Origin of the sequence: Nitrosopumilus sp. (assembly GCA_029862745.1) — an archaeon.
Classification (GTDB): Archaea; Thermoproteota; Nitrososphaeria; order Nitrososphaerales; family Nitrosopumilaceae; genus Nitrosopumilus.
The window spans coordinates 55,846-75,978 of record JAOTWS010000006.1 but is presented as its reverse complement, the minus strand read 5'-3'; the positions used below and the strand labels follow the sequence as shown (position 1 = coordinate 75,978).

Genomic DNA, 20,133 nt, shown 5'->3' with positions numbered 1-20,133 from the left:
TCGACTAACGATTCTATCCAATTAGGGATATGATAATCAACCCTTTCACTCAACTAGTATTTGATCTGTTTATTTTATCAGCTATTGTAATTACTGCATATACTTGTAATTTTTACTATCTTGCATTTCTTTCTAGAAAAAAAAATACACTTACAAAAACTGATTGTGGAACTCCTTCCATTACAATTCAACTTCCAATATATAATGAAAAGTATGTCGCCAAGAGACTCGTAGATGCAGTTTGTAATTTGGATTATCCAAAAGACAAAATGCGAATTATGGTTTGCGATGACTCTGATGATGATACAGTTGAATTACTTGGAAACATTGTAAAACAGTATCATAAACAAGGATTTCAAATTGAGCATGTAAGGCGTGGAACAAGAAAAGGGTACAAAGCCGGTGCATTAAAGCATGCTATGCAAACTACAACCACCGAATTTGTTGCAATTTTTGACGCTGATTTTATTCCTCCAGTGTGGTTTCTAAAAAAAGCAATTCCTCATTTCTCAAAACCAAACATTGGTCTTGTTCAATGTCGTTGGGGGCATGTAAATGAAAACTATTCTGCAATTACTCAAGCACAGGCTCTTAGTCTTGACTTTCATTTTCTTATTGAACAAAAAGCAAAAAGCAATTCTCATCTTTTCATAAATTTTAATGGCACTGCTGGAATTTGGAAACGTAGTTGTATTGAAGCTGCTGGCGGTTGGCATACTGCTACATTAGTTGAAGATCTTGATCTTAGTTATAGAGCGCAAATGGAAGGATGGAAATGTATTTTCTTACCTGATATTGTAGTTGATGCAGAACTACCTGTTCAAATGAATGCAGCTAAAAGACAGCAGTTCCGTTGGGCAAAGGGATCTATCCAATGTGCAATCAAACTACTTGTTGATATTGCTCTTAAACGTAAAGTCTCAATTGAAGCAAAGATTCAAGCGTTCATCCAATTAACTCGTCATATTGTTTACCCATTAATGTTGATACAATTTTTGACATTACCAATTTTGTTAGCAGGACAAGTTAATCTCTATGTGATTAGTTTTCTTCCTGCATTAACAATTGCAACTTATCTAGCAATGGGGCCTGGTGCATATATTCTCATTATACAGAGTATGTATCACAAGTCATGGAAATCAAAAGTAAAGATATTACCTGCCTTATTGATATACAATACAGGATTATCTGTAAATAATACTGTTGCAGTATTTGATGCAGTTTTTGGAAAGAAAAATGAATTTCTCAGGACCCCGAAATATGGTGTGTTAAAGACAAAAAATGATTGGAAAAACAATGCATACAATTTGCCTTTCTCAAAAGTAACTCTTCTTGAAATTTTCTTTGGTGTTTATGGTGTACTTGGAATTTTTGTTTCTATATTTTCAAACAATCCTATATTTGTTCCAATAATTGGATTGCAAACTATTGGCTTTTTCTATATTTCTTACATGAGTTTGTCTCATACTCGCTTTAAACAAAATAAAATCAAAAACAAACATGTAAAGACTAAAAATGAAAAAACTGCAAATACCATTTACAAACTTTCTATGACTGGAATTATTGCAATTATCATAGTTGGTGGCTCTATGGCAGTTATTGGCTATAACTCTGAGATTTATCCTCTTGATAGAATTAGAGGAAATCTTGATGGAGTTATTGGCTCTTCTGATCCAGTCATGATTCGTAATCATTTGCTGACAATTCAAACAGATCTTGATATGGTGATGACAAATATGCCTGAAACTACTAACATAAATAACAATATTGTATCTAAAAATCCCGTCTGGATATTTGCTACAGAATCTACTAATTTCATTAGGATACAAAATGATGTTGATTCTATGCTTACAGGTATTGATGACATTGCATCTATTCCAAAAACAAACTCTGCATATCATACTGGAATGCTAGATATCAATGATAGAGCATTATCTCTAAAAACCAACATCATGGATGCCACCCCCTACATGTATGTTAGTCCTGCAAACATCTTGTTCAGTACTATTTGGATTGCCTCAATACTTGGAATCTTCACTGCACTAAAACGAAAGAAAGAACAACTCAGAAAAATAGATAATTTGAAGATTAACATACCTCTATCGTAAAATTGATTTCATTTACTAAAATTTCATGTAGTTTTTATGGATCACAAAAATTATTCTCTTTGATGAATACTAGATTCATTTCTTCGTTATTTATTTTGTTTATTCTTTCATCTGCAATAATTTCGGCATCTGCTTTTGCGGATTATTCTGAAGTTGCAATTGTATTGCCATCTAACTCTGAATCCTCTAATGAAAATATTTTGACTGAACCAACATATACTGAAATAATAACAAAAGTTGTTCCAGAATTTGGCACAATTACAATGGTTATATTGATTATTGCAATTGTGGGTATCATCGCTGTTACTGCAAAATCTAGACTTACATCCGGTACTGCTAAATTAGATGCTGCTGGTAAACCACCAATGAGAAATACCATTTACAAACTTTCTGTGATTGGAATTATTGCAATCGTTATCTTTGGAGTTTCTATGGCATTTATTGGCTATAATTCTGATATTTACCCTCTTGATAGAATTAGAGGACATTTTGATGGGATTGTGTCTTCTTCTGATCCTCTTGTAATTCGTAATCACTTGTTAGATATTCAAAAAGATTTGGATCAAGTAATGGAGCATTTGCCTGAAACTACTACAAATAACAATATTGTATCTAAAAATCCCGTCTGGATATTTGCTACAGAATCTACTAATTTCATTAGGATACAAAATGATGTTGATTCTATGCTTACAGGTATTGATGACATTGCATCTATTCCAAAAACAAACTCTGCATATCATACTGGAATGCTAGATATCAATGAACGTGCAATGCTGTTAAAAACCAACATCATGGATGCCACACCCTACATGTATGTTAGTCCTGCAAACATCTTGTTCAGTACTATTTGGATTGCTGCATTAATTGGAATCTTTGCTGTAGTGAAACGAAAGAAAGAACAATTCAAAGAAACAGATGAAATTGGAGTTTAACTGATATTCAGGTCTCGTCTGATTTCATCTACTGCTCTAATTCCGTAAATGTCTCTTACTTGTTGAATTCTTATAGCTTCTTTTAACATGTCACCTCCTATAGCGTTTGTTAGAATTGAATATACGTCACTAAATCTAATCTCCCATTTGTCTGCACAATCCAGGATTTTACTTACTGCCCACTGTTTTACCTCGTGGGGAAGTGGAATATTATCTCTTGACTGAATCGAAATTTTATCAAACAATTTAATAATTTCTGCTGTTTGTGTTGCCATATTTTCAATATCTTTTACTTCCCCATACTTTGTTTCCCCATTCATTCTGATGCTTGATTGATATTCAGAAAGCTTTAGCAATGCCATCATTTCTTTAGATGAATCATCTGATGCTTTGTTTGTAACATTTTTGACTGTTTGTATCTCTTCAAATAATTTCTCAGATTTTTCATGAAATTCTTTAGTTGATTCATCTTGTCTCTTTAATGTGTCTGAAACTGAAGAAATTTTTTGTTCAATGCTGTTTGTTTTATCAAATACATTTCGTTTGAAATCTGAGAAATCTGTTTGAACTGATTTGAGTCCTTCGCCAACAAATGCAGTTGCATCTGCTCTCTTTGCAAGTGCTCCAATCTCTGTTTCAATTTTATCTATTTTCCCTCCTAATTCTTTTATGGATTCGATGCTCAAATTGTCTAATGAATCTGCCTTTGCTGCTATTGTATCAAATTGTTGCTTGAGTCCTTCAATTACCAGTCCTAATGAATCTATTTTTGAGGCTTTGGAAGATATGGCATCAATTGTGATTTTGATTGCATCTAATTCTGTATTCAGGTTTGATGCTGTTGATGCTCCTTCAGCAATTCTTTCAAATTCCTGTTTGAGGCTTTCTATGATCTGAGACCCTGTATCTAACTTTGCAGTTTTCCCTGAAATCTCTTCTATACTTGTTTTTAAATTGTCTATCTCATTTCCAATTTCTACAAATGAATCTGCTTTCCCTGAAACTTTTCTTAGATCCTCTCTTACTTCATCGATTCTTTGAGCAATTTTAATGATCATCTGAGAATTATTCTTAATTGAATTCATACTGTCTTCTACTTGTTGCGATAATTCTTGTGATTTGGAAATTTTTTGTAATTCTGAAATTCTGTTTATTTCTTCTTGCAATTTTTCAGTTTGATCATTTATCTTTGTAACCAAATTAGATTGTGTTCTAATTTGATTTAATCCTGCAAATAGTTTTTGAGTGTCATCTTCTATAATGTCAATCTGTTTTGATTGTTTTTGAATATGTTCTAATGTAGATGTTAATGTATCTATCATTCCTTTCATTGATACTAACACTTTTTGGTTTTCGCCAAAAATTTTTGACATTACTTTGATCTCTTTTTGTAATGTCTTGTTGGTGTCTGATACTGATGCTACTTTTCTAAGTAATGCTGATGAACTTGGTTCTCTTTTTGTTACTTTCTTCACTTGATTTGTTATTTTTTTACTTGACGTTTTAGTAACCATATGAGTTGAGTTAAAAATTTGAAGATAAAAAAGTTGGGTCTGAAATAAAAAATGTAAAGAGTTACTTGTTTACAACTTCTGGTTCATGTAGTAACTCATGAAATGTCTTTTCAGCCAGCCCATTTGCTGTTTCAATAAACCCTCTTGGGCAATATTCACATTGAATCATATAGTACGGTATGGTACCGTACTATTAATGACAAGGTGATTACACTGTAACCAATTATGCAGTCAGATACCCCAGGTCATATCTCTTCATTCTATTCAGTTGACCTACTCATCACTCTGCACATGGATTATGATAATTAGGCATAAAGAGGTTAAACATTCCGAACATTTTTGAATCTGTCTGAATTCAATGAGTTTTATCTTTTGAATTTTCATTAAGATCCACTTTTAAACAAATTTGATAACTGACCATCATGGAGCATATTTCACTTCAATTGGATTCAAGTGGAATTCATAGCTCCCTTAACAGTACTGTGAATAGTTTGATTGAGCAAATCACTCCTGAATTACCTCATACGAGTTTTGTTACTGATTTGGCATTCATTATGATAATTGGTGCTGTAGTGACTCTTGCATTTTTTAAAATAAAACAACCATTAATCATAGGTTATCTTTTTGCAGGAATGTTACTTGGACCTCTTTCTCCTGTTTGGTCTTGGATTTTGCCTGATGGTAATCCTTCTCAAATTTTAGGAGGTGTGGGAATTCTGTCTGATATTTCTGCGTTAAATCTTTTTGCTGAAATTGGCGTTATTTTACTTCTTTTTGTAATTGGAATAGAATTTCCATATGCAAAAATAAAGAGTATTGGCCGTGAGGCAGTCGGCATCGGATCTGTGGGATTGTTCTTAACTATGGGAGTTGTGTATTATGCTGCTAGCGCAATTGGGTTGGAATTTATGGATGCATTATTTATTGCTGCAGCATTATCTGTGTCAAGTACTGCAATTATTGTAAAACTTTTAGAAGAGATGGGGAGAATCAATAAAGAATCGTCTATTCTAGTTCTTGGTATTTTAATTGTAGAAGACATTATTGCAGTCATTCTAATATCATCATTACAATCTATTGCTTTAGTAGGAACGGTATCTCTAGAATCTGTTGTTGTCATAGTTTTAGTTGCAGCGGGTCTTATTGTCGGAACATTTACTATTGGAACACGTGTAATCCCACCTTTAATTGATAGAGTTGCTGCAGCAGAGCATCGTGAAATTCTGTTACTTGGCGTTCTTGGTCTTTGTTTTGGCTATGCTTTATTTGCAAATATCGTAGGGCTATCAGTTGCAATTGGATCTTTTCTAGCTGGAGTATTAGTAGCTGAATCAAAATCGGCTGAAGTTGCAAAACTACTTTCTAGCCCTATCAAAGATATGTTTGTGGCAATCTTCTTTATTTCTGTAGGGGCACTGATGGATGTCTCTGAGCTAGAAAACTACATTCCTATTGCTATTGCTTTGATTGCAGTCTCAATCGGAATGAAGTTTGGAGGAAACATGCTTGGAAATATAATTTTCAGACAAAAACGTGATAAGGCACTTCGTTGTGGTTTTACATTGGCTGTCCCACGTGGTGAATTCTCAATTGTAATTGTAAAAGTTGGTATTGATATCGGTGCTGTTAGTGCTTTCTTATTCCCATTAATTGGTATAATTTCTATAATTACAGCATTTATTTCACCTCTTTTGATGAAATCTGGTGATAAAATAATCTCTAAATTGGAAAAGAAAAATGTCTGATGAGCTAAAGAAATTATTGGATCAAGTGCATAGTGGTATCACTACTTTTGATTTTGAGGGGAAACAAACTCCCTGTATTGAAATTGAGGAGAAAAAATATGATGAAATTATTTCCAAAGTTGCAGGACAATCATTATCGATTAATACTGATTTGAATATTTTACATGATGGGCTAGGAAATGTGTTTGTTGAAGTTTTTTTAACATTTTCAAAAGGAAATATCACTGAAAAATTTCTTATCAATGCAAAAACAGATCTTGCATTTTTTGAATCTCTTGCAGCAACATCCATGCTTGCACTTTCTTCTCCGAAATCTCATTATGGAAAAGATAATATATTCATGATTCAATTACCTCGTCCAGAAAAAGCTCAAGATGCATTAGACATTATTAAAAAAGCATTACTGCCAAAGAATTAATGATAAATGAGACAGTTACTGTCTATCTATTATCAAAAAGTTCAAAGATTTCATTTTGGAAATTCATAAAGAATTCCGATGTTTTGGCTTTGTATATGGAAAAATAAGATTGTTCTAGTACCCCTTTGTTTTGCCACACAGAGGTGACTTTGATTTACTCATCTTATCACCATAGATAATTGATTACTTTTCAGTTTTCTTTTATGACCTATTTCACTCTTGCACATCTATCCCAAACTTTGAATCCTTCTCCAAACACCCATTGGCGTCATGATTTGTATTCGTTACTTTGTTGGGAAAATGAATATTTATGAAACATGATTCTTTTTCGAGATATTTTTTGAAAAATCATACCCTATGAAAAATATTCTGATAAAATTGAAAGAAAAGAGGTACAGAAAAAATACATGATACAGAACCTATATCTGCCAAATTTTTTAGCCTACGTTAAATATTATGGTTTTATCTTAGTGATGTAAATGGCAAACAAGCTAACTGATTCCCAGATAGAAGAGATAGTGAAGTCTGTCATTGATTCTGAATATATTTTTTGTATTTACAATGATGATTGAAATACAACGATATGGGTGCAGAATATGGATATGGATAAAATAAATTGTTGTAAAAAGATATTAGAAGAAATTTTAGCTCCGTTGTTATTTCAGCCTTACACCATTTTCATTGATACCAAGCCAAAAGAATCTGGTTTTTAGTTTGTAGTGGTAATACATTGTAGTTTCTATCAGTTACAGCATTTTCATATAAGCATCCTAATGAAATTTCTATTCTCATTCTATAGAACAAGAACATCATCTATTAAGTTATAGAATAACCAATTTTATTATACTGTATTTAATCAGACATTATTAATTATGATCTTTCTAATATCAATACTATCTAGTACTAATTTTAATGAGGTTTAAAAGATATAAAACATATCTTGAATCATATGTTACAAAAATGTCAATTAGATAATTGTAGTAAGAATAATCTGATCACAGATATTTTCAGTGGAGAGATTTTTTGTGGTAATTGTGGCACTGTAATAGAAGAAAAACTAGACAACAATAATGAAACACAGATTTACAATCTTGAAGATTTTATGACAAAAAGTCATGTTGGACCCAAACAATCTCTTTCAATGTATGACAAAGGAATGTATTCTGTGATTGGAAAAAATGCCGATTCAACTGGTAGACCACTAAACTCTATTAACAAATCAAGATTTAATCGATTAAGAATATTAGATAATAGAAGTAAAATTAAAAAATCATCTCAGAGAACACTTCTAAAATAACTGCTTTCTTAAATGGGTTAAAAGAAAAACTAGGTATTTCAGATAACACCGTAGAAGTTACTTGTTCATTGTTTCGACGTGCACAAAAACATAACCTTACTAAAGGTAGAATTTCAAACTCTTTGATGGCTGCATCATTATATGTGTCTTGTAGACAAACAATGACTCCAAGAAGTCTAGATGACATTTCACATACTGGTAATATAAGTAAAAAACATCTTCAAAAAGCCGTCCGAATTTTAATCGATGAATTTAGTTTGAATCTACCTCAGTATAACATCGCTTTGTTTCTATCAAAACTATCAAGTGATATGGGTATTTGTGAGAAAACTAAACGTTATGCCTTGAAAATTTTGGCTGATGTTGAAAGATTAGGATCATCTGCTGGAAAAAATCCAATAGGACAAGCAGCTGCATCCTTGTATCTTGCATCAATGTTGAATGGTGAAAGAGTTAATTAGAGGAAATTCTGTGAAATTTCTGGTGTGTCCACTGTTACCTTGCGTAATAGGAAAACACTATCCAGAAATTATTGGATTTCTGATTTGTAAAAAGAGTTCTCAGAGGCTAGAATAAAAATTTGTTGTTTGTTGTTAAAGATTATTATCATAACTCGAATAGAAGAGGTCATAAAAAATAAACCAACATTAATTAGAATACATTGAACTTTAATTAAATTACGGGTGAAAATTGAGAGATAAAATTGGAATTATAATTAATCGACTTGTTTATGGATTTACTTTTGCATTTTTGTATCAGATAGTTATTGGAATAGCTACATCATTACTCTCATTACCTTTAACTGGAAATATTCAAGATCTTATTTCTGGTGTAGAGCAAATTGACTCGCAGCATGGACCTTGGCTTGTAATTTGGTGGATTACCTCTACAATTATAATCACTGTTATGGCTTTAATGATTATTAGATATAAAAAATACATTTCACCCTACAAAGAAGAAAAAAATATTGAGGTTCCTCCACAAATCACTGCAGTTACAGCAATAATAATTGGTGCGTTGATTTCATTTCTGTTTTTCCTTCTTGATTCTGTAATAGGCTTAGTTGTAGAAGCCGGGACTAAGACTGATGTAGAGGCAATATATCAGGCTGCAATTGTTGGTGATTTTACTCCACTAGTAATTAGCATTGTTTTCTCAATTATGGCAGGATTCATTATTGTGGGAGTGGCAAGCAAGACATCAAAAGTTAAAGAAATAACCAAAGATATTGGATTGCAAGATCTTACAAAAATTTCACAGATAATCAATAAAACCAAAACTCAAAAAACTTCCTTATCCGATACAATTGGTCAAAGCCCAGGAGCATTAATTCACGTAGGAGAACAAAAAGTAGAGAATGTTAGAATAGATATGTTGGAATATGATGATAAAACAATTGATGAAAAAACTGATGTAAAAATTGAAGATTGTATAGAATCTAAAGATAAACCAAATGTTACATGGATAAATGTGATTGGCATTCATGATCCACACATCATAGAGACATTTGGAAATAGTTTTGAAATCCACCCACTTCACCAATCAAATATCATGAACACCGAACTGAGGCCCTCTATTGAAGTTTCTGACAAATATGTTTTGATATTGTTGAAGATGCCTCATTTTGTAAAGGAAACACAAAAGCTTGAACTGGAACAAATTTCAATAGTTTTGGCAAAGCATCATGTTATTACATTTCAAGAAATTGAGGCTGATTTCTTTGATCAAATTAGAAATCGACTGAGAAGTAATACAGGCACAATTAGAAATCAGAAAAGTGATTATCTTACATATGCAATTGTTGATGCAATAGTTGATAGTTATTTTTTGGTCATAGAACGAATTGGAGATATTACCGAAGAACTGGAAGAAGAGTTGATGCAAAACCCTACTGCAGATACCATGCAAACAATTCAAACATTAAAGCGTAGAATGATTGCTTTGAGAAAATCAATTTGGCCTGCTCGTGAAATAATAGATTTTCTAGGACGTGATTCAACTATGTTAATTTCAGATAATACTAGAACTTATTTGAGAGATGTTTACAATCATACAGTTCAGGTAATAGATACCATAGAGGGTCTGCGAGATGTTATTGGTGGTATGCTTGATACTTATCTCTCAAGTGTAAGTAATCGAATGAATGAAGTAATGAAGACCCTCACTATAATTGCAGCTATTTTCATACCTATTACATTTATAGCTGGTCTTTATGGAACAAATTTTGTTTATGTTCCCGAATTACAATGGGAGTATAGCTATTTTGCTATGTTATCTGTAATGGCTGTTATTACAACCCTTATGATAATATGGTTTAAAAAAAAGAAATGGCTCTAAGTCAAAAACTATTCCAAATAATTTAACTTTCCATTTTTTTAATTCCACTTGGGTCTGATATATAGATCATAATCGATATACGTTATGTTCCCACGCAGACTTGTTCTATCATACTAACTTTGCTAAATACAATGTATGAAATTTTAGACAAGCTAGAATTCCAAAAAATCTAAATGGATTTATTTCAAACATTCTTTTTTAGGTGTATTTGATTTCTATTTTGTTTCTAGTTCTGAATTTTGTTCACTTAATGATTGCATGTACTTGTCAATTTCATTAATTGCAAGTTTGTCTCGTCCAATTACATCAAACTTTTGAAGAACCCTATCAATTGTATCTTCTTCTTCGATTTGTTCTTTTACGAACCATTGCATGAAATCAAATGTCCTTCTATCCCGTTCTTTCTCTGCCAGAGTAATTATCTCATGAATTGATTTTGTCACTTTTTGTTCATTTTCTAGTGCTGCTTTTACTATGTCTTCTAATGAATCTAGGTTTTTTGGAGGTTCCTTTATTGTTGAAATATTTGCAATTGTCCCCAATCTGTTCATATAATGTACTATTTTGAGCATATGTGTTCTTTCCTCATCTGATTGTTTATAGAAAAACTTTGATGCACCATCATGACCTGAAACCTCACACCAAGAAGCCATATACAGATAAAAACTTGCAGCCTCGGACTCCATCACTATTTGTTCATTGAGTACCTTTATCATGGCATCTGATAATCTCATGTGTAAACAATTCATTCATTACATATTAGTTTACGCACAAAAGGTTTATCCAAAATAAAAATATCCTAGAATACTACTGATACCACTATGATGATACAACTAAAAATAATGTGCTACTCATAATACTATGAATAATAAAAATAGACATTCTAGTTAATCCCCTAACCTTCTAACAAAGATGTATACTATAGCTATTATTTCTAATCTTCCAACAATCATCATAAAACTCAGAAGAATTTTTGTTGAAGGATTCAAATTTTCAGTAATTATCCCAGTTGAGAGTCCGCCTGTAGTAACTATGCCGGTTGCATCAACTATGGCATCCGTAAATTGAAACCCATAATCTGTAAGGTGCATTGCAATCAAGAATATGATTATTGGAAAAGCACTGATCACTATAACATTTGATATTAGTTCATTCTTGGGTGATTTAACACGGTCTTCTTTCTTTTTTGTAATGTTTTTTGCACTGTTTTTTGTATAGTTCCATACCTCCAAGAATCGATATATCTTTATTCCTCCTGCAGTTGAGAACCCACAACCTCCCACAATCATAAGAAGTGTAATAAAGTACTTTGAAATTAAACCAAAATTCTCAAAGTTTTCAATTTGTATTCCTGCAGTAGTTCCTGCAGATACTATATCAAACAATATGTTGATAGGTTCCAAGTCTGGCTCCAAAATGAAAAATACGATGACGGATACTATCAACAGAATAAAAAATATTTTTACTTCTGCACCTAATTTTTCTGTTAAATAATGAGGTCTAAAAAATGCATAGTGAAGTGTAAATGGAAGTGCACCTAGGATCATACCTCCCATCAATATTGTCTGGCCCTGCCATCCAATAGATGAGAGTATGTCCGAAGATGGAACAAATCCTCCTGTAGCAACAGTAGACATTGCAAGTGAAAAGTTATCGATTATATTCTGTTGTCCAATTAGATATAACAAAACCACCATTACAACAATATAAGAAAAAAAGATTATTGAAATGGTTCCAAATAATTCTCTTAGTTTCAGTGTTTTGCCGGAGATAAATCCACGCATAGCTTTTAGTTTTCGTTCAGGATAAAATGCTGTCATTACAAGGTAGATGAAACTCATGCCACCTACCATCTGACTGAAACTTCGAAAAAAAGTAAAGCTTTGTGATAACTCTTCTGGGTGCTCATAAAACGAGATGCCACCTGTGGTAAAACCTGCTGCACTGGAAAAGAAACTGTTAGAAAATATATCTAGATAACTGTCGCCAATTGGTGCAACGTAAATGTACGGTATTGTGCCAAACAATATCAAAATTGCATAACTTAAAAAAACTAAAATCGATGCTTGTTGTAAATTAATATGTGCTTTTTCACCATAGGAATTCAAAAAAAATCCTATTATGAGTAGTAATACAGATGTAAAAAATATGCTTGCTGCTGTCAGGTTGTCATTTAGGAAAAATGCAAGTACTGCTGGAATCATAATCAAAAACCCCGAAAACTGCAAAACAAATCCCAAATTCCCCAAGATAGCCTTTAGTGGGGGACTGAGAAGTCTAGGGGGTTTTACCGCTGATGCTCTTATTGCACGTGAAATGGCTGATTGGAATATAATCCCTTGAATCTTGTTATTATTGTCAACTACAGGAAGTTTCTTTATGTTTTTGTCACGCATTATCTGCAAAGAATCCTTCAGAGAATCTGAAAGATTAACTGTAAAAACTGGAAATGTCATAATTTGATTTAGTTTTGTGTCTTCTGCATAGATTGTTGGGTCACTAACTACTTTTAGGATATCCTGATCAGTAACAATCCCTACAGGTATTCTATCTTTGTTGATAATTACAATATCTGTTTTATTGTATCTTTGTAACATTGACGTAGCTACCGAAGTATCTGCATTTTCATTTAGTGTAATGACATCATCTTCCATATATTCAGACACGGGTTTTCTAAGAATATATGAAATTGAAAGTTTTGGGTTTGATGACATTTCAAATATTCTTTATGATCTCATGTGTTTAAGATTATGCTTATGTTGTTTTTACAGAATTAAACTCAACATTAAATGTAAGAGTTAATTATTTATGTTCTACTTGAAAATCTTTTGTTTTTTACATAAGTATGATTTTGTTAATTTATTTACTATTGAATACATGACAAATTCATTTTCTTGTAGACATATTAAAATAAAAAGAACTTCTATCTATTCCTTAACAACGAGAGTAAATACTTTTACTAATGTATGGCCTATTAGTTAAATACAGACATTCTAAAAATAAATTCTGTGATTTGTATATTACAATAAAAAATAGTAATAAATCGAGGAAAGATTCTGAAACACTGGTACTCGGGATATTTCAATTGATAGGTATGCACATCACTCATAAACTACGAGTCATACTAATGTATGGTTACACATAATGTCCTAATAAGTAGAGTTAAGTATATGAAAAAGATCTATTTTACATGAGAAGAATTTTACTATCTTTTACTGTACTGATATCACTGATTTCACTTTTATCGTATATTCCAGATGATGACACTTCAATTGTATCTAAACAAGGAACTCATATTATCGACATGGCTTTTGCAATAGAATATTCTCCTCCAATGATCATTTCAAATCCTCATGATCAGTCTGACTTTCATTTTGGTCAGGTACTAGAAACAGTAGGAGATAAAATAATAATTGGTAATCCTGATTCAAATCTGGCCGGATCAACATCTGGTTCTGTATTTGTATACGATGAACAACTTGGCAATCTTCTTACAACAATTAAAAACCCAAAACCAAACCCTGCTGCTGATTTTGGAATCTCTTTAGCGGAACTAGATAAAACAAGAGTAGTCATTGGAGCTCCTGGTGTACAGAATTCAGAGCAACAGTCTCAAGTAGGGTCTACTTCAGGATTGGATAATAGCGGTGCCGTTTACATTTTTGATGTAGATTCTGGAGAACAACTATTAGAAATCTATCCTCCTGATAAAGTCTCTAAAATGAAGTTTGGTGCATCAGTAGATGTAACTGACAATCTAGATATCATTGTGGGTGCACCAAAAGCCTCTGAATCAGGACAAAGTGGAGGAATTGTTTATTTGTTTACGTCTTCTGGAGAACTATTACTTACAATTTCTGATCCCTATGGTGAACAAGGCAGTGAGTTTGGTTCTGTAGTTGCAGCTTTTGGAGATGATATTCTGGTTGCAAATCCTGTAGCATTTACTGGCAAACAACAAACAGGGCACGTCTATCTTTTTGATGGAAAAACTGGTGAGTTAATTAGGACATTTGAAGATAATAATAATAATAATAATAATGATAGTTCAAAGTCATTTGCAAGATTTGGTAACTCTATTTCTGTAAATCAAAACTATGTTCTAATCGGTGCTCCAAAAGATAACTCATCAGATTCTCAGGCAGGTTCAGTATTTCTTTTTGATGGTGATTCTGGAGAACTAGTACACAAAATAACCAATCCTGATCCTGTTCCATTTGGTGAATTTGGTTCATCTGTAAAACTAGTTGATGATTACATCTTTGTTGGCGCTCCAAAAAATCTTGGAAGTTTTGATGTGATTCCAAAAGAGAATCCGGAGATAATTTCACAACCAGACGTAAATGTTAATGTAAACCCAAATTCTGGAATTGTCTTTGTATTTGAAATAAAATCCGGAAATCTTCTAGTAACACTAGAGAATCCAACTCCAAATAATGATGAACATTTTGGTATGACATTAACATCATTTGGAAATAACATTGTAGTTGGAACTCCTTTTGATACTTCTGGGATAACAAAGACTGGCTCTGTCTCAGTTTTTTATGCTGATGGTGATTCACCATACACACATGATAGAGTAAAGACAACAGAAGCACTTGCAATACCTTCATGGGTAAAAAATACTTCTGAATGGTGGTCAAAAGATGCAATTTCAGATGCTGAATTTATAGATTCTATTCAGTATTTGATTACAAAGGGATTGATTATTGTAAGTCAAGTAGAATTCAATGAGAATGCTCCACAAGAGATACCTGACTGGATAAAAACAAATGCAGGATGGTGGGCCCAGGATAAAATATCTGATTTTGAATTTTTAAATGGCATAGAATTCTTAATTGAAAACGGTTTGTTGCGTACCTGAGTTTATTCAGATTATTTTCTAGTTAGTATTGGGTTATCATACACATGAAAGATATTCTAGTTTTAGTCTATTAATTTCAATCATTTGAAATTAATTTCATCAGCAGTTTATTGTCTTGTGAAAAAAATTGAATTTGCTTCTTTGCTAGTTTCCTTACTTACATTGGCATACATAAAAGATAAAAGAAAACAGTGATCCTAAGGATATTTGGCTCCATGTTTAGGTTTTCTATTTTTTTAATTCCTTTCTTATTGAGGTAAGATAGATTGCTCTGTTTGGAACGTTGAGAATGATAATTAATTTTGTAACCATGATGACACCCAGATTATCAAACAAAGTGAGATTTAAGAAAGCTAAAAAATAAGCAACAATGATTTATTATCTATTTATTATTTTCAGCGCATTTTGTATTGTTTTTTCAAATTTCTGATACCCAAAAGGATCAGAACATGTTTGTCCTAAAGAATTTCATCTGGCAAAAATTGGCTCGAAATCAGGTGCAAACCAAACGTTAACATTTTTGAAATAGTTGGGAGACAGCATGGAAAAATCTTTTGATTCTGATGATCTAGTAATGAAGGTTAATTCCTTGTTTTTATAATCTATCCTCGTGTAATTGGTAGACAATATTGCCCTGTCAGGTATTTGAATTGAAAGCTAAGTGCAGTTACCGGGATTTGAACCCGGGTCACGTACTTGGCAAGCACGAGTACTAACCAGACTGTACTATAACTGCAACAATCCTCAAGATTGAATTTGGATATTAAACTGTTCTTAAATGAGTCTCTGTTGGATTTAAATAAATTTCAGATGTAAGTTAACCATACAACAAAGTTTACTATTTGAACATTCATAAAAAATTGAAAGCGACAAGAAAAATATACAAATATTTTTTGGAGAATTTCAAAAATTATTATAAATTAAATGACTATTACTCTATAACTGAAATACCACAATTACAAAACAATCATGACTGAATCTACAAACAAAATCAATTTATATGCTACAATATAGGATCATTTCGCATCCCGACTAATAACGAGAATATGTGAAAAATTCATTCTCGTTAATTCTAATCACTTATCGTTTTACATAACCGATGTTTTTGCAAATTGTACATCTAACATTTTCCACAAATTCTTCACTTGATGGTGATGTCAAGTCAATGTTATTTGGTATTTCTATTTTTGGATTACCTTTGCAGTACTTACAGTAAAGTATCTCCTCTCTTACTGTATTGAGTCATACATGTGTATTATTTTGAGATTTAAAGTAATTGTGGATTAAAAGTGTAGGAATTATTAAATAATATGTAAAAAAATATCCATTTGTTTAGCCATAAATATTATTATTTGATATAAATTTCATCATTTATCCATTTTAAGGCATTGCACAATTACATAGAATCTTTTAATTATTTTGGATGTATATGGTTCTCACTGCATCAAAATGAACATTCATTTGTATTGGTCACATGTGATAAGGGACACATATATGATATAATTGAAAAAATACAGTCAATTCCTGCTGTAATTGATATAAGCCATATCAAAGGATTTTATGATGTTTTAGTTCATCTAAATGGTTCAAATGATTCCACAAAGGAAACAATTAACACCAAAATAAAACCCATTGATGGTATAACTTCTACTCTCACGTTGTTTTGCACGTAGGAATTATACACATTCCTTTTTAGTCTGAAAATGTTAATATTAGATTCAGGAGGTGGGATGATCTTTTATATGGCTTTGCCATATACTATGTGAACCTGTCTCTCAATTTTACATAATTGTTTCACTACAAACGTGTACGACAAGAAATCAGGATAACAACATTTTATCATATATAACAACATTTTATCATATATAACAACAATATCTGAATTGAGATTAATCCTCAAGCAAGAGATCTTCTATTGGTAGTTAGAGTCTATTTGAATATACAATAAGTATGAGAATTTCTACGATGATGAATCTGAAGAATAAGAAAGCACTTCTTTTTCTTTATTTTTTTGTTGTCAATCTATTCTATGTGGTTCAAATTTAGTTGGCAGCCCTATAGGATTATGAAAAAGAAGTTGAATCTGAAACTTGCCAAGTCTGATACTTTAATATTTTTTATAACATATAATGTTTAATTACAAGTTCTTACCAAATAAAATAATGTTCGAAGAAGAATCATTTTTAGTATTTGGTGGATTGGTGTTATGACTTAATGTCTACCATGAAAAGATTAGCAGTGCTAGTAAAAAATGAAAAAGCTGATACCGTTATAGTATCTCTACGAGAACTAGACCTAGATGCAATAATATATGATGTAAAGAGTGCCGGAAAAGAAAAGGAAAAAACACGATCTGGTAGAGGAACAAGTACCATGAATTCTGTATATGTTCCACGAAAAATAATTGCTACCGTTGTAGAATCTGACAGAATTCAAGATGTATCTGCTGCTATAAAGAACGCTCTAGGTGGTGAAAGTAAGGGTGTAATCATTGTTTCATCTGTAGATGATTTTATTCCATTCTAGTTTTTATAAATATAGAAAATTGTTTAAAATTTGTGGTTAAGTAATTGATTATTGCATAATCTTCTCTAATGTTAAGGGATACCCGTATATGCCATCATAAAACATGATTATTTGTCCTAATTTCTACAAAAATAAAGAAGTTGTGTTAGTTTAGCATGTTTTATTATTAGAAAATTAAATCAAATTTATGCATATAACTAACAATAAGAAATTATCAGTAAGAATACTATCATAATATTTCATAATACTATGGATATTATGAAAATAAAGTAATGAATCATTAGTGTGATATATTAGAAAATAATGATGGATTTTATCAATCTCATAGTTGGAATATTTTTAGTTGGTATGGGGATGATAATCATATTTGTTGGACACTATTACAGCAAAAAAATTGGAATTTTACATGTAATAATCTATTTTATGGCATCCTTTGTTATGTTAACTGGAATTCTCTTGCTATTTTTGTATGATAAACCATCTATTATCTAAAAAGTTTGTTTTATCAGTATTTTGACTCTAACTTATTTTTATAATTACACAATACACACTTGAAAGTCATTACAACATACAGAATTATTAATATTTCAAAGTATCTTTTTTTAGAAAAAAAAAGAGTTAAGATCCCTTTGCATTAGATACTGCACGAGCGACAATTATTGTAAGAATTACAGCTATAATCGTAACCACAATTGCATATAATAACATTGGACCAATAGTTGATTGTTCTCCAAAAACTTCTTTGAAGATTGTCTTTATTGCATCATTCCATGCCAAAGCTGCTACCAGACCAAAGGCTGCAGTAACAAGTGCTGCAATCTTGTCTAGGATTTCAGTCTTCATAGTTGGTTTTGCGTCGTCAGCCATTTTGTTATATAAGGTCCTTTTTTATGAATATAATAACGTTATTTGAAAACTAGGGTTCATCTGATTTTTGGATTATAATCAAAATAACTTTAGATGAAACTGCAAAAATAAACAGAGAGAATTGGATTCAAGAATAAAATACGTTACAAGTAAAAACTATAAAACAATCATCATCTAACAAGGCAATTTGCCCTACTCTGTAATTATCTGGTTGTATTTTGAACATCATTTGGGATGTAAATTTTGACTAGATTTCTTAACTGTATTTTGTGGACTAGAAAATCAGTGTCATTCAAATGTCCTGTATGTCCTACAGATGAGCCAATGAACTATGTTACAAAACAACATCTGGAATTACACATCAATCACAATCATCCAGATGTGGCAAAAATGGTTAACAAAGGATAAGATACAAAGAGAATCAGCTTGTAATTCTTGTGTCTAGTTTAATCTCTGCACTTTCCTTCTCTATGTGGTTTTCACTTTACTAAAAAAATTTCAACCCGTCTCATCTATTGTACATACCCATTGTAACTCCATGAAATGATATTGTATCAGAATTCATTAAATCATTTGTATATGTTTTATGTTGATGTATTGTGGATATGTAATTTACATATTATGTCCATATGAGAGAACTTAGGGGGTTTGTATAGTGATTATTTTTACCATATTACTTCAAGTCGTTATGTTTCAAGACAATATTTTCTGAGATCGTTTTATAATCTTCTGTTTTTCCACCTGTTGCTTTAACAAACAAGTTTCCTTTTGTTGCACCTTTTGATGAATGTTATTGGTTCCAATTCATAGATTGTCTAGACTTTAACAATACCTATATCTAGTCCTGTTGCGTCTATTTCAGAATTAACCTCAACGATTGTACCTCTTCCAATAAGATGGCAATAAAACCACTACGATTGATAGTGATGGTTTGAATGCTAATTTGACTTCATTGGAAAGAATCTAAATGGCCGAGATGTTGAAGAGATGATTGAGATCCTATGATGCCTAAAATTAGAACTTGGGTTATGGCTGCAAGAACAATTAAAGAAATGTATTTCTCTTCATTCCTAATTCCACGGTGCTGTAGAGCCAGAATCCAAAATATCTGTAAAACAGAATGTGTATTCATCCCATTCAATATGCGTAACAACCAAAATGTCACTAGAAAAAGCTTGAAAAGCCTCCCATCTAGATCCTATCTTCTGAAGAATCATCACCTTGAATATGTATGTCAGTAGGATTTGATGTTGTTTGGCCAATGTAAAAATTTAAGATTTATGTCAAAATAAGGCATACCACAAATCAACTGCTATGATTATATCATTCTGGAACTATTTTATCTCATGTCAATTGTAATCCAACACAGATATGACCAAAAACCAAGTCAAGAAACCCTGGTTGAATGTGAGACCAAAAACTTACTCTCTACTATTACTGCCATAGACATGATTGGCTTAACATGGATCTTCAAGAAAAATGAAGATCTGCTTGAGGAATTCAAGTAATAATACTTAATCCAATA

General features: G+C 31.8%; 16 protein-coding genes, 1 tRNA gene and 1 pseudogene. 12 read left to right on the top strand and 6 right to left on the bottom strand.

Annotation, left to right across the window (positions count from 1 at the left end; translation table 11 throughout):
• The first annotated feature begins 29 nt into the window (after nt 1-29).
• Both OEM44_07745 and OEM44_07740 read left to right on the top strand, forming a co-directional pair.
• Nucleotides 30-2,108 (top strand): glycosyltransferase family 2 protein, encoded by a 2,079-nt coding sequence (locus tag OEM44_07745; GenBank protein ID MDH3516690.1) that lies wholly within the window; start codon nt 30-32, stop codon nt 2,106-2,108.
• A gap of 221 nt (nt 2,109-2,329) precedes the next feature.
• Nucleotides 2,330-2,431 (top strand): annotated as a pseudogene (locus tag OEM44_07740) (PEFG-CTERM sorting domain-containing protein).
• Between the two features lie 605 nt (nt 2,432-3,036).
• Here OEM44_07740 and OEM44_07735 read toward each other — a convergent pair.
• Entirely contained in the window at nt 3,037-4,554 is a 1,518-nt protein-coding gene (locus OEM44_07735) for a chemotaxis protein (protein MDH3516689.1), read from the bottom strand.
• Between the two features lie 422 nt (nt 4,555-4,976).
• Here OEM44_07735 and OEM44_07730 point away from each other — a divergent pair, with 422 nt between their 5' ends.
• From OEM44_07730 to corA, 5 genes are all read left to right on the top strand, one after another.
• Nucleotides 4,977-6,299, top strand: a complete 1,323-nt coding sequence (locus OEM44_07730) for a cation:proton antiporter (GenBank protein MDH3516688.1) — start codon at nt 4,977-4,979, stop codon at nt 6,297-6,299.
• A complete protein-coding gene (locus OEM44_07725; protein MDH3516687.1) occupies nt 6,292-6,717 on the top strand; it encodes a hypothetical protein in 426 nt (141 codons plus the stop codon). Before OEM44_07730 ends, OEM44_07725 begins: the two co-directional genes overlap by 8 nt.
• A 949-nt stretch (nt 6,718-7,666) precedes the next feature.
• A complete protein-coding gene (locus OEM44_07720) occupies nt 7,667-8,014 on the top strand; it encodes a hypothetical protein (protein ID MDH3516686.1) in 348 nt (115 codons plus the stop codon).
• Nucleotides 8,015-8,049: 35 nt separating this feature from the next.
• Complete coding sequence (locus OEM44_07715) at nt 8,050-8,475, top strand: transcription initiation factor IIB family protein (GenBank protein MDH3516685.1); 426 nt, start codon at nt 8,050-8,052, stop codon at nt 8,473-8,475.
• A gap of 229 nt (nt 8,476-8,704) precedes the next feature.
• Nucleotides 8,705-10,351 carry a magnesium/cobalt transporter CorA gene (gene corA, locus OEM44_07710; protein ID MDH3516684.1) on the top strand — a complete coding sequence of 549 codons (1,647 nt, stop codon included), beginning with the start codon at nt 8,705-8,707 and terminating at the stop codon, nt 10,349-10,351.
• Nucleotides 10,352-10,566: 215 nt separating this feature from the next.
• Here the strand turns inward: corA and OEM44_07705 are convergent, their stop codons facing one another.
• Nucleotides 10,567-11,085, bottom strand: coding sequence for a ferritin (locus OEM44_07705; GenBank protein ID MDH3516683.1), 519 nt, complete (start codon nt 11,083-11,085; stop codon nt 10,567-10,569).
• A gap of 153 nt (nt 11,086-11,238) precedes the next feature.
• Complete coding sequence (locus tag OEM44_07700; protein ID MDH3516682.1) at nt 11,239-13,065, bottom strand: CBS domain-containing protein; 1,827 nt, start codon at nt 13,063-13,065, stop codon at nt 11,239-11,241.
• 476 nt (nt 13,066-13,541) lie between these two features.
• On the opposite strand from OEM44_07700, the gene OEM44_07695 reads away from it, so the two are divergent.
• A complete protein-coding gene (locus OEM44_07695; protein MDH3516681.1) occupies nt 13,542-15,215 on the top strand; it encodes an FG-GAP repeat protein in 1,674 nt (557 codons plus the stop codon).
• Between the two features lie 662 nt (nt 15,216-15,877).
• Here the strand turns inward: OEM44_07695 and OEM44_07690 are convergent.
• A tRNA-Gly gene (locus OEM44_07690) sits at nt 15,878-15,951 on the bottom strand.
• A 730-nt stretch (nt 15,952-16,681) separates the two neighbouring features.
• Between OEM44_07690 and OEM44_07685 the strand changes: the two genes are divergently transcribed.
• Complete coding sequence (locus OEM44_07685) at nt 16,682-16,888, top strand: Lrp/AsnC ligand binding domain-containing protein (protein ID MDH3516680.1); 207 nt, start codon at nt 16,682-16,684, stop codon at nt 16,886-16,888.
• A gap of 541 nt (nt 16,889-17,429) precedes the next feature.
• Complete coding sequence (locus tag OEM44_07680) at nt 17,430-17,741, top strand: hypothetical protein (GenBank protein MDH3516679.1); 312 nt, start codon at nt 17,430-17,432, stop codon at nt 17,739-17,741.
• A gap of 618 nt (nt 17,742-18,359) precedes the next feature.
• Here the strand turns inward: OEM44_07680 and OEM44_07675 are convergent.
• Nucleotides 18,360-18,608: a DUF5654 family protein gene (locus tag OEM44_07675; GenBank protein ID MDH3516678.1), complete on the bottom strand. Its 249-nt coding sequence runs from the start codon at nt 18,606-18,608 to the stop codon at nt 18,360-18,362.
• Nucleotides 18,609-18,851: 243 nt separating this feature from the next.
• Here OEM44_07675 and OEM44_07670 point away from each other — a divergent pair, with 243 nt between their 5' ends.
• Entirely contained in the window at nt 18,852-19,016 is a 165-nt protein-coding gene (locus OEM44_07670) for a hypothetical protein (GenBank protein ID MDH3516677.1), read from the top strand.
• A 662-nt stretch (nt 19,017-19,678) separates the two neighbouring features.
• Here OEM44_07670 and OEM44_07665 read toward each other — a convergent pair.
• Nucleotides 19,679-19,870: a hypothetical protein gene (locus tag OEM44_07665; protein ID MDH3516676.1), complete on the bottom strand. Its 192-nt coding sequence runs from the start codon at nt 19,868-19,870 to the stop codon at nt 19,679-19,681.
• Between the two features lie 84 nt (nt 19,871-19,954).
• On the opposite strand from OEM44_07665, the gene OEM44_07660 reads away from it, so the two are divergent.
• Entirely contained in the window at nt 19,955-20,116 is a 162-nt protein-coding gene (locus OEM44_07660; GenBank protein ID MDH3516675.1) for a hypothetical protein, read from the top strand.
• Nucleotides 20,117-20,133: the final 17 nt, after the last annotated feature.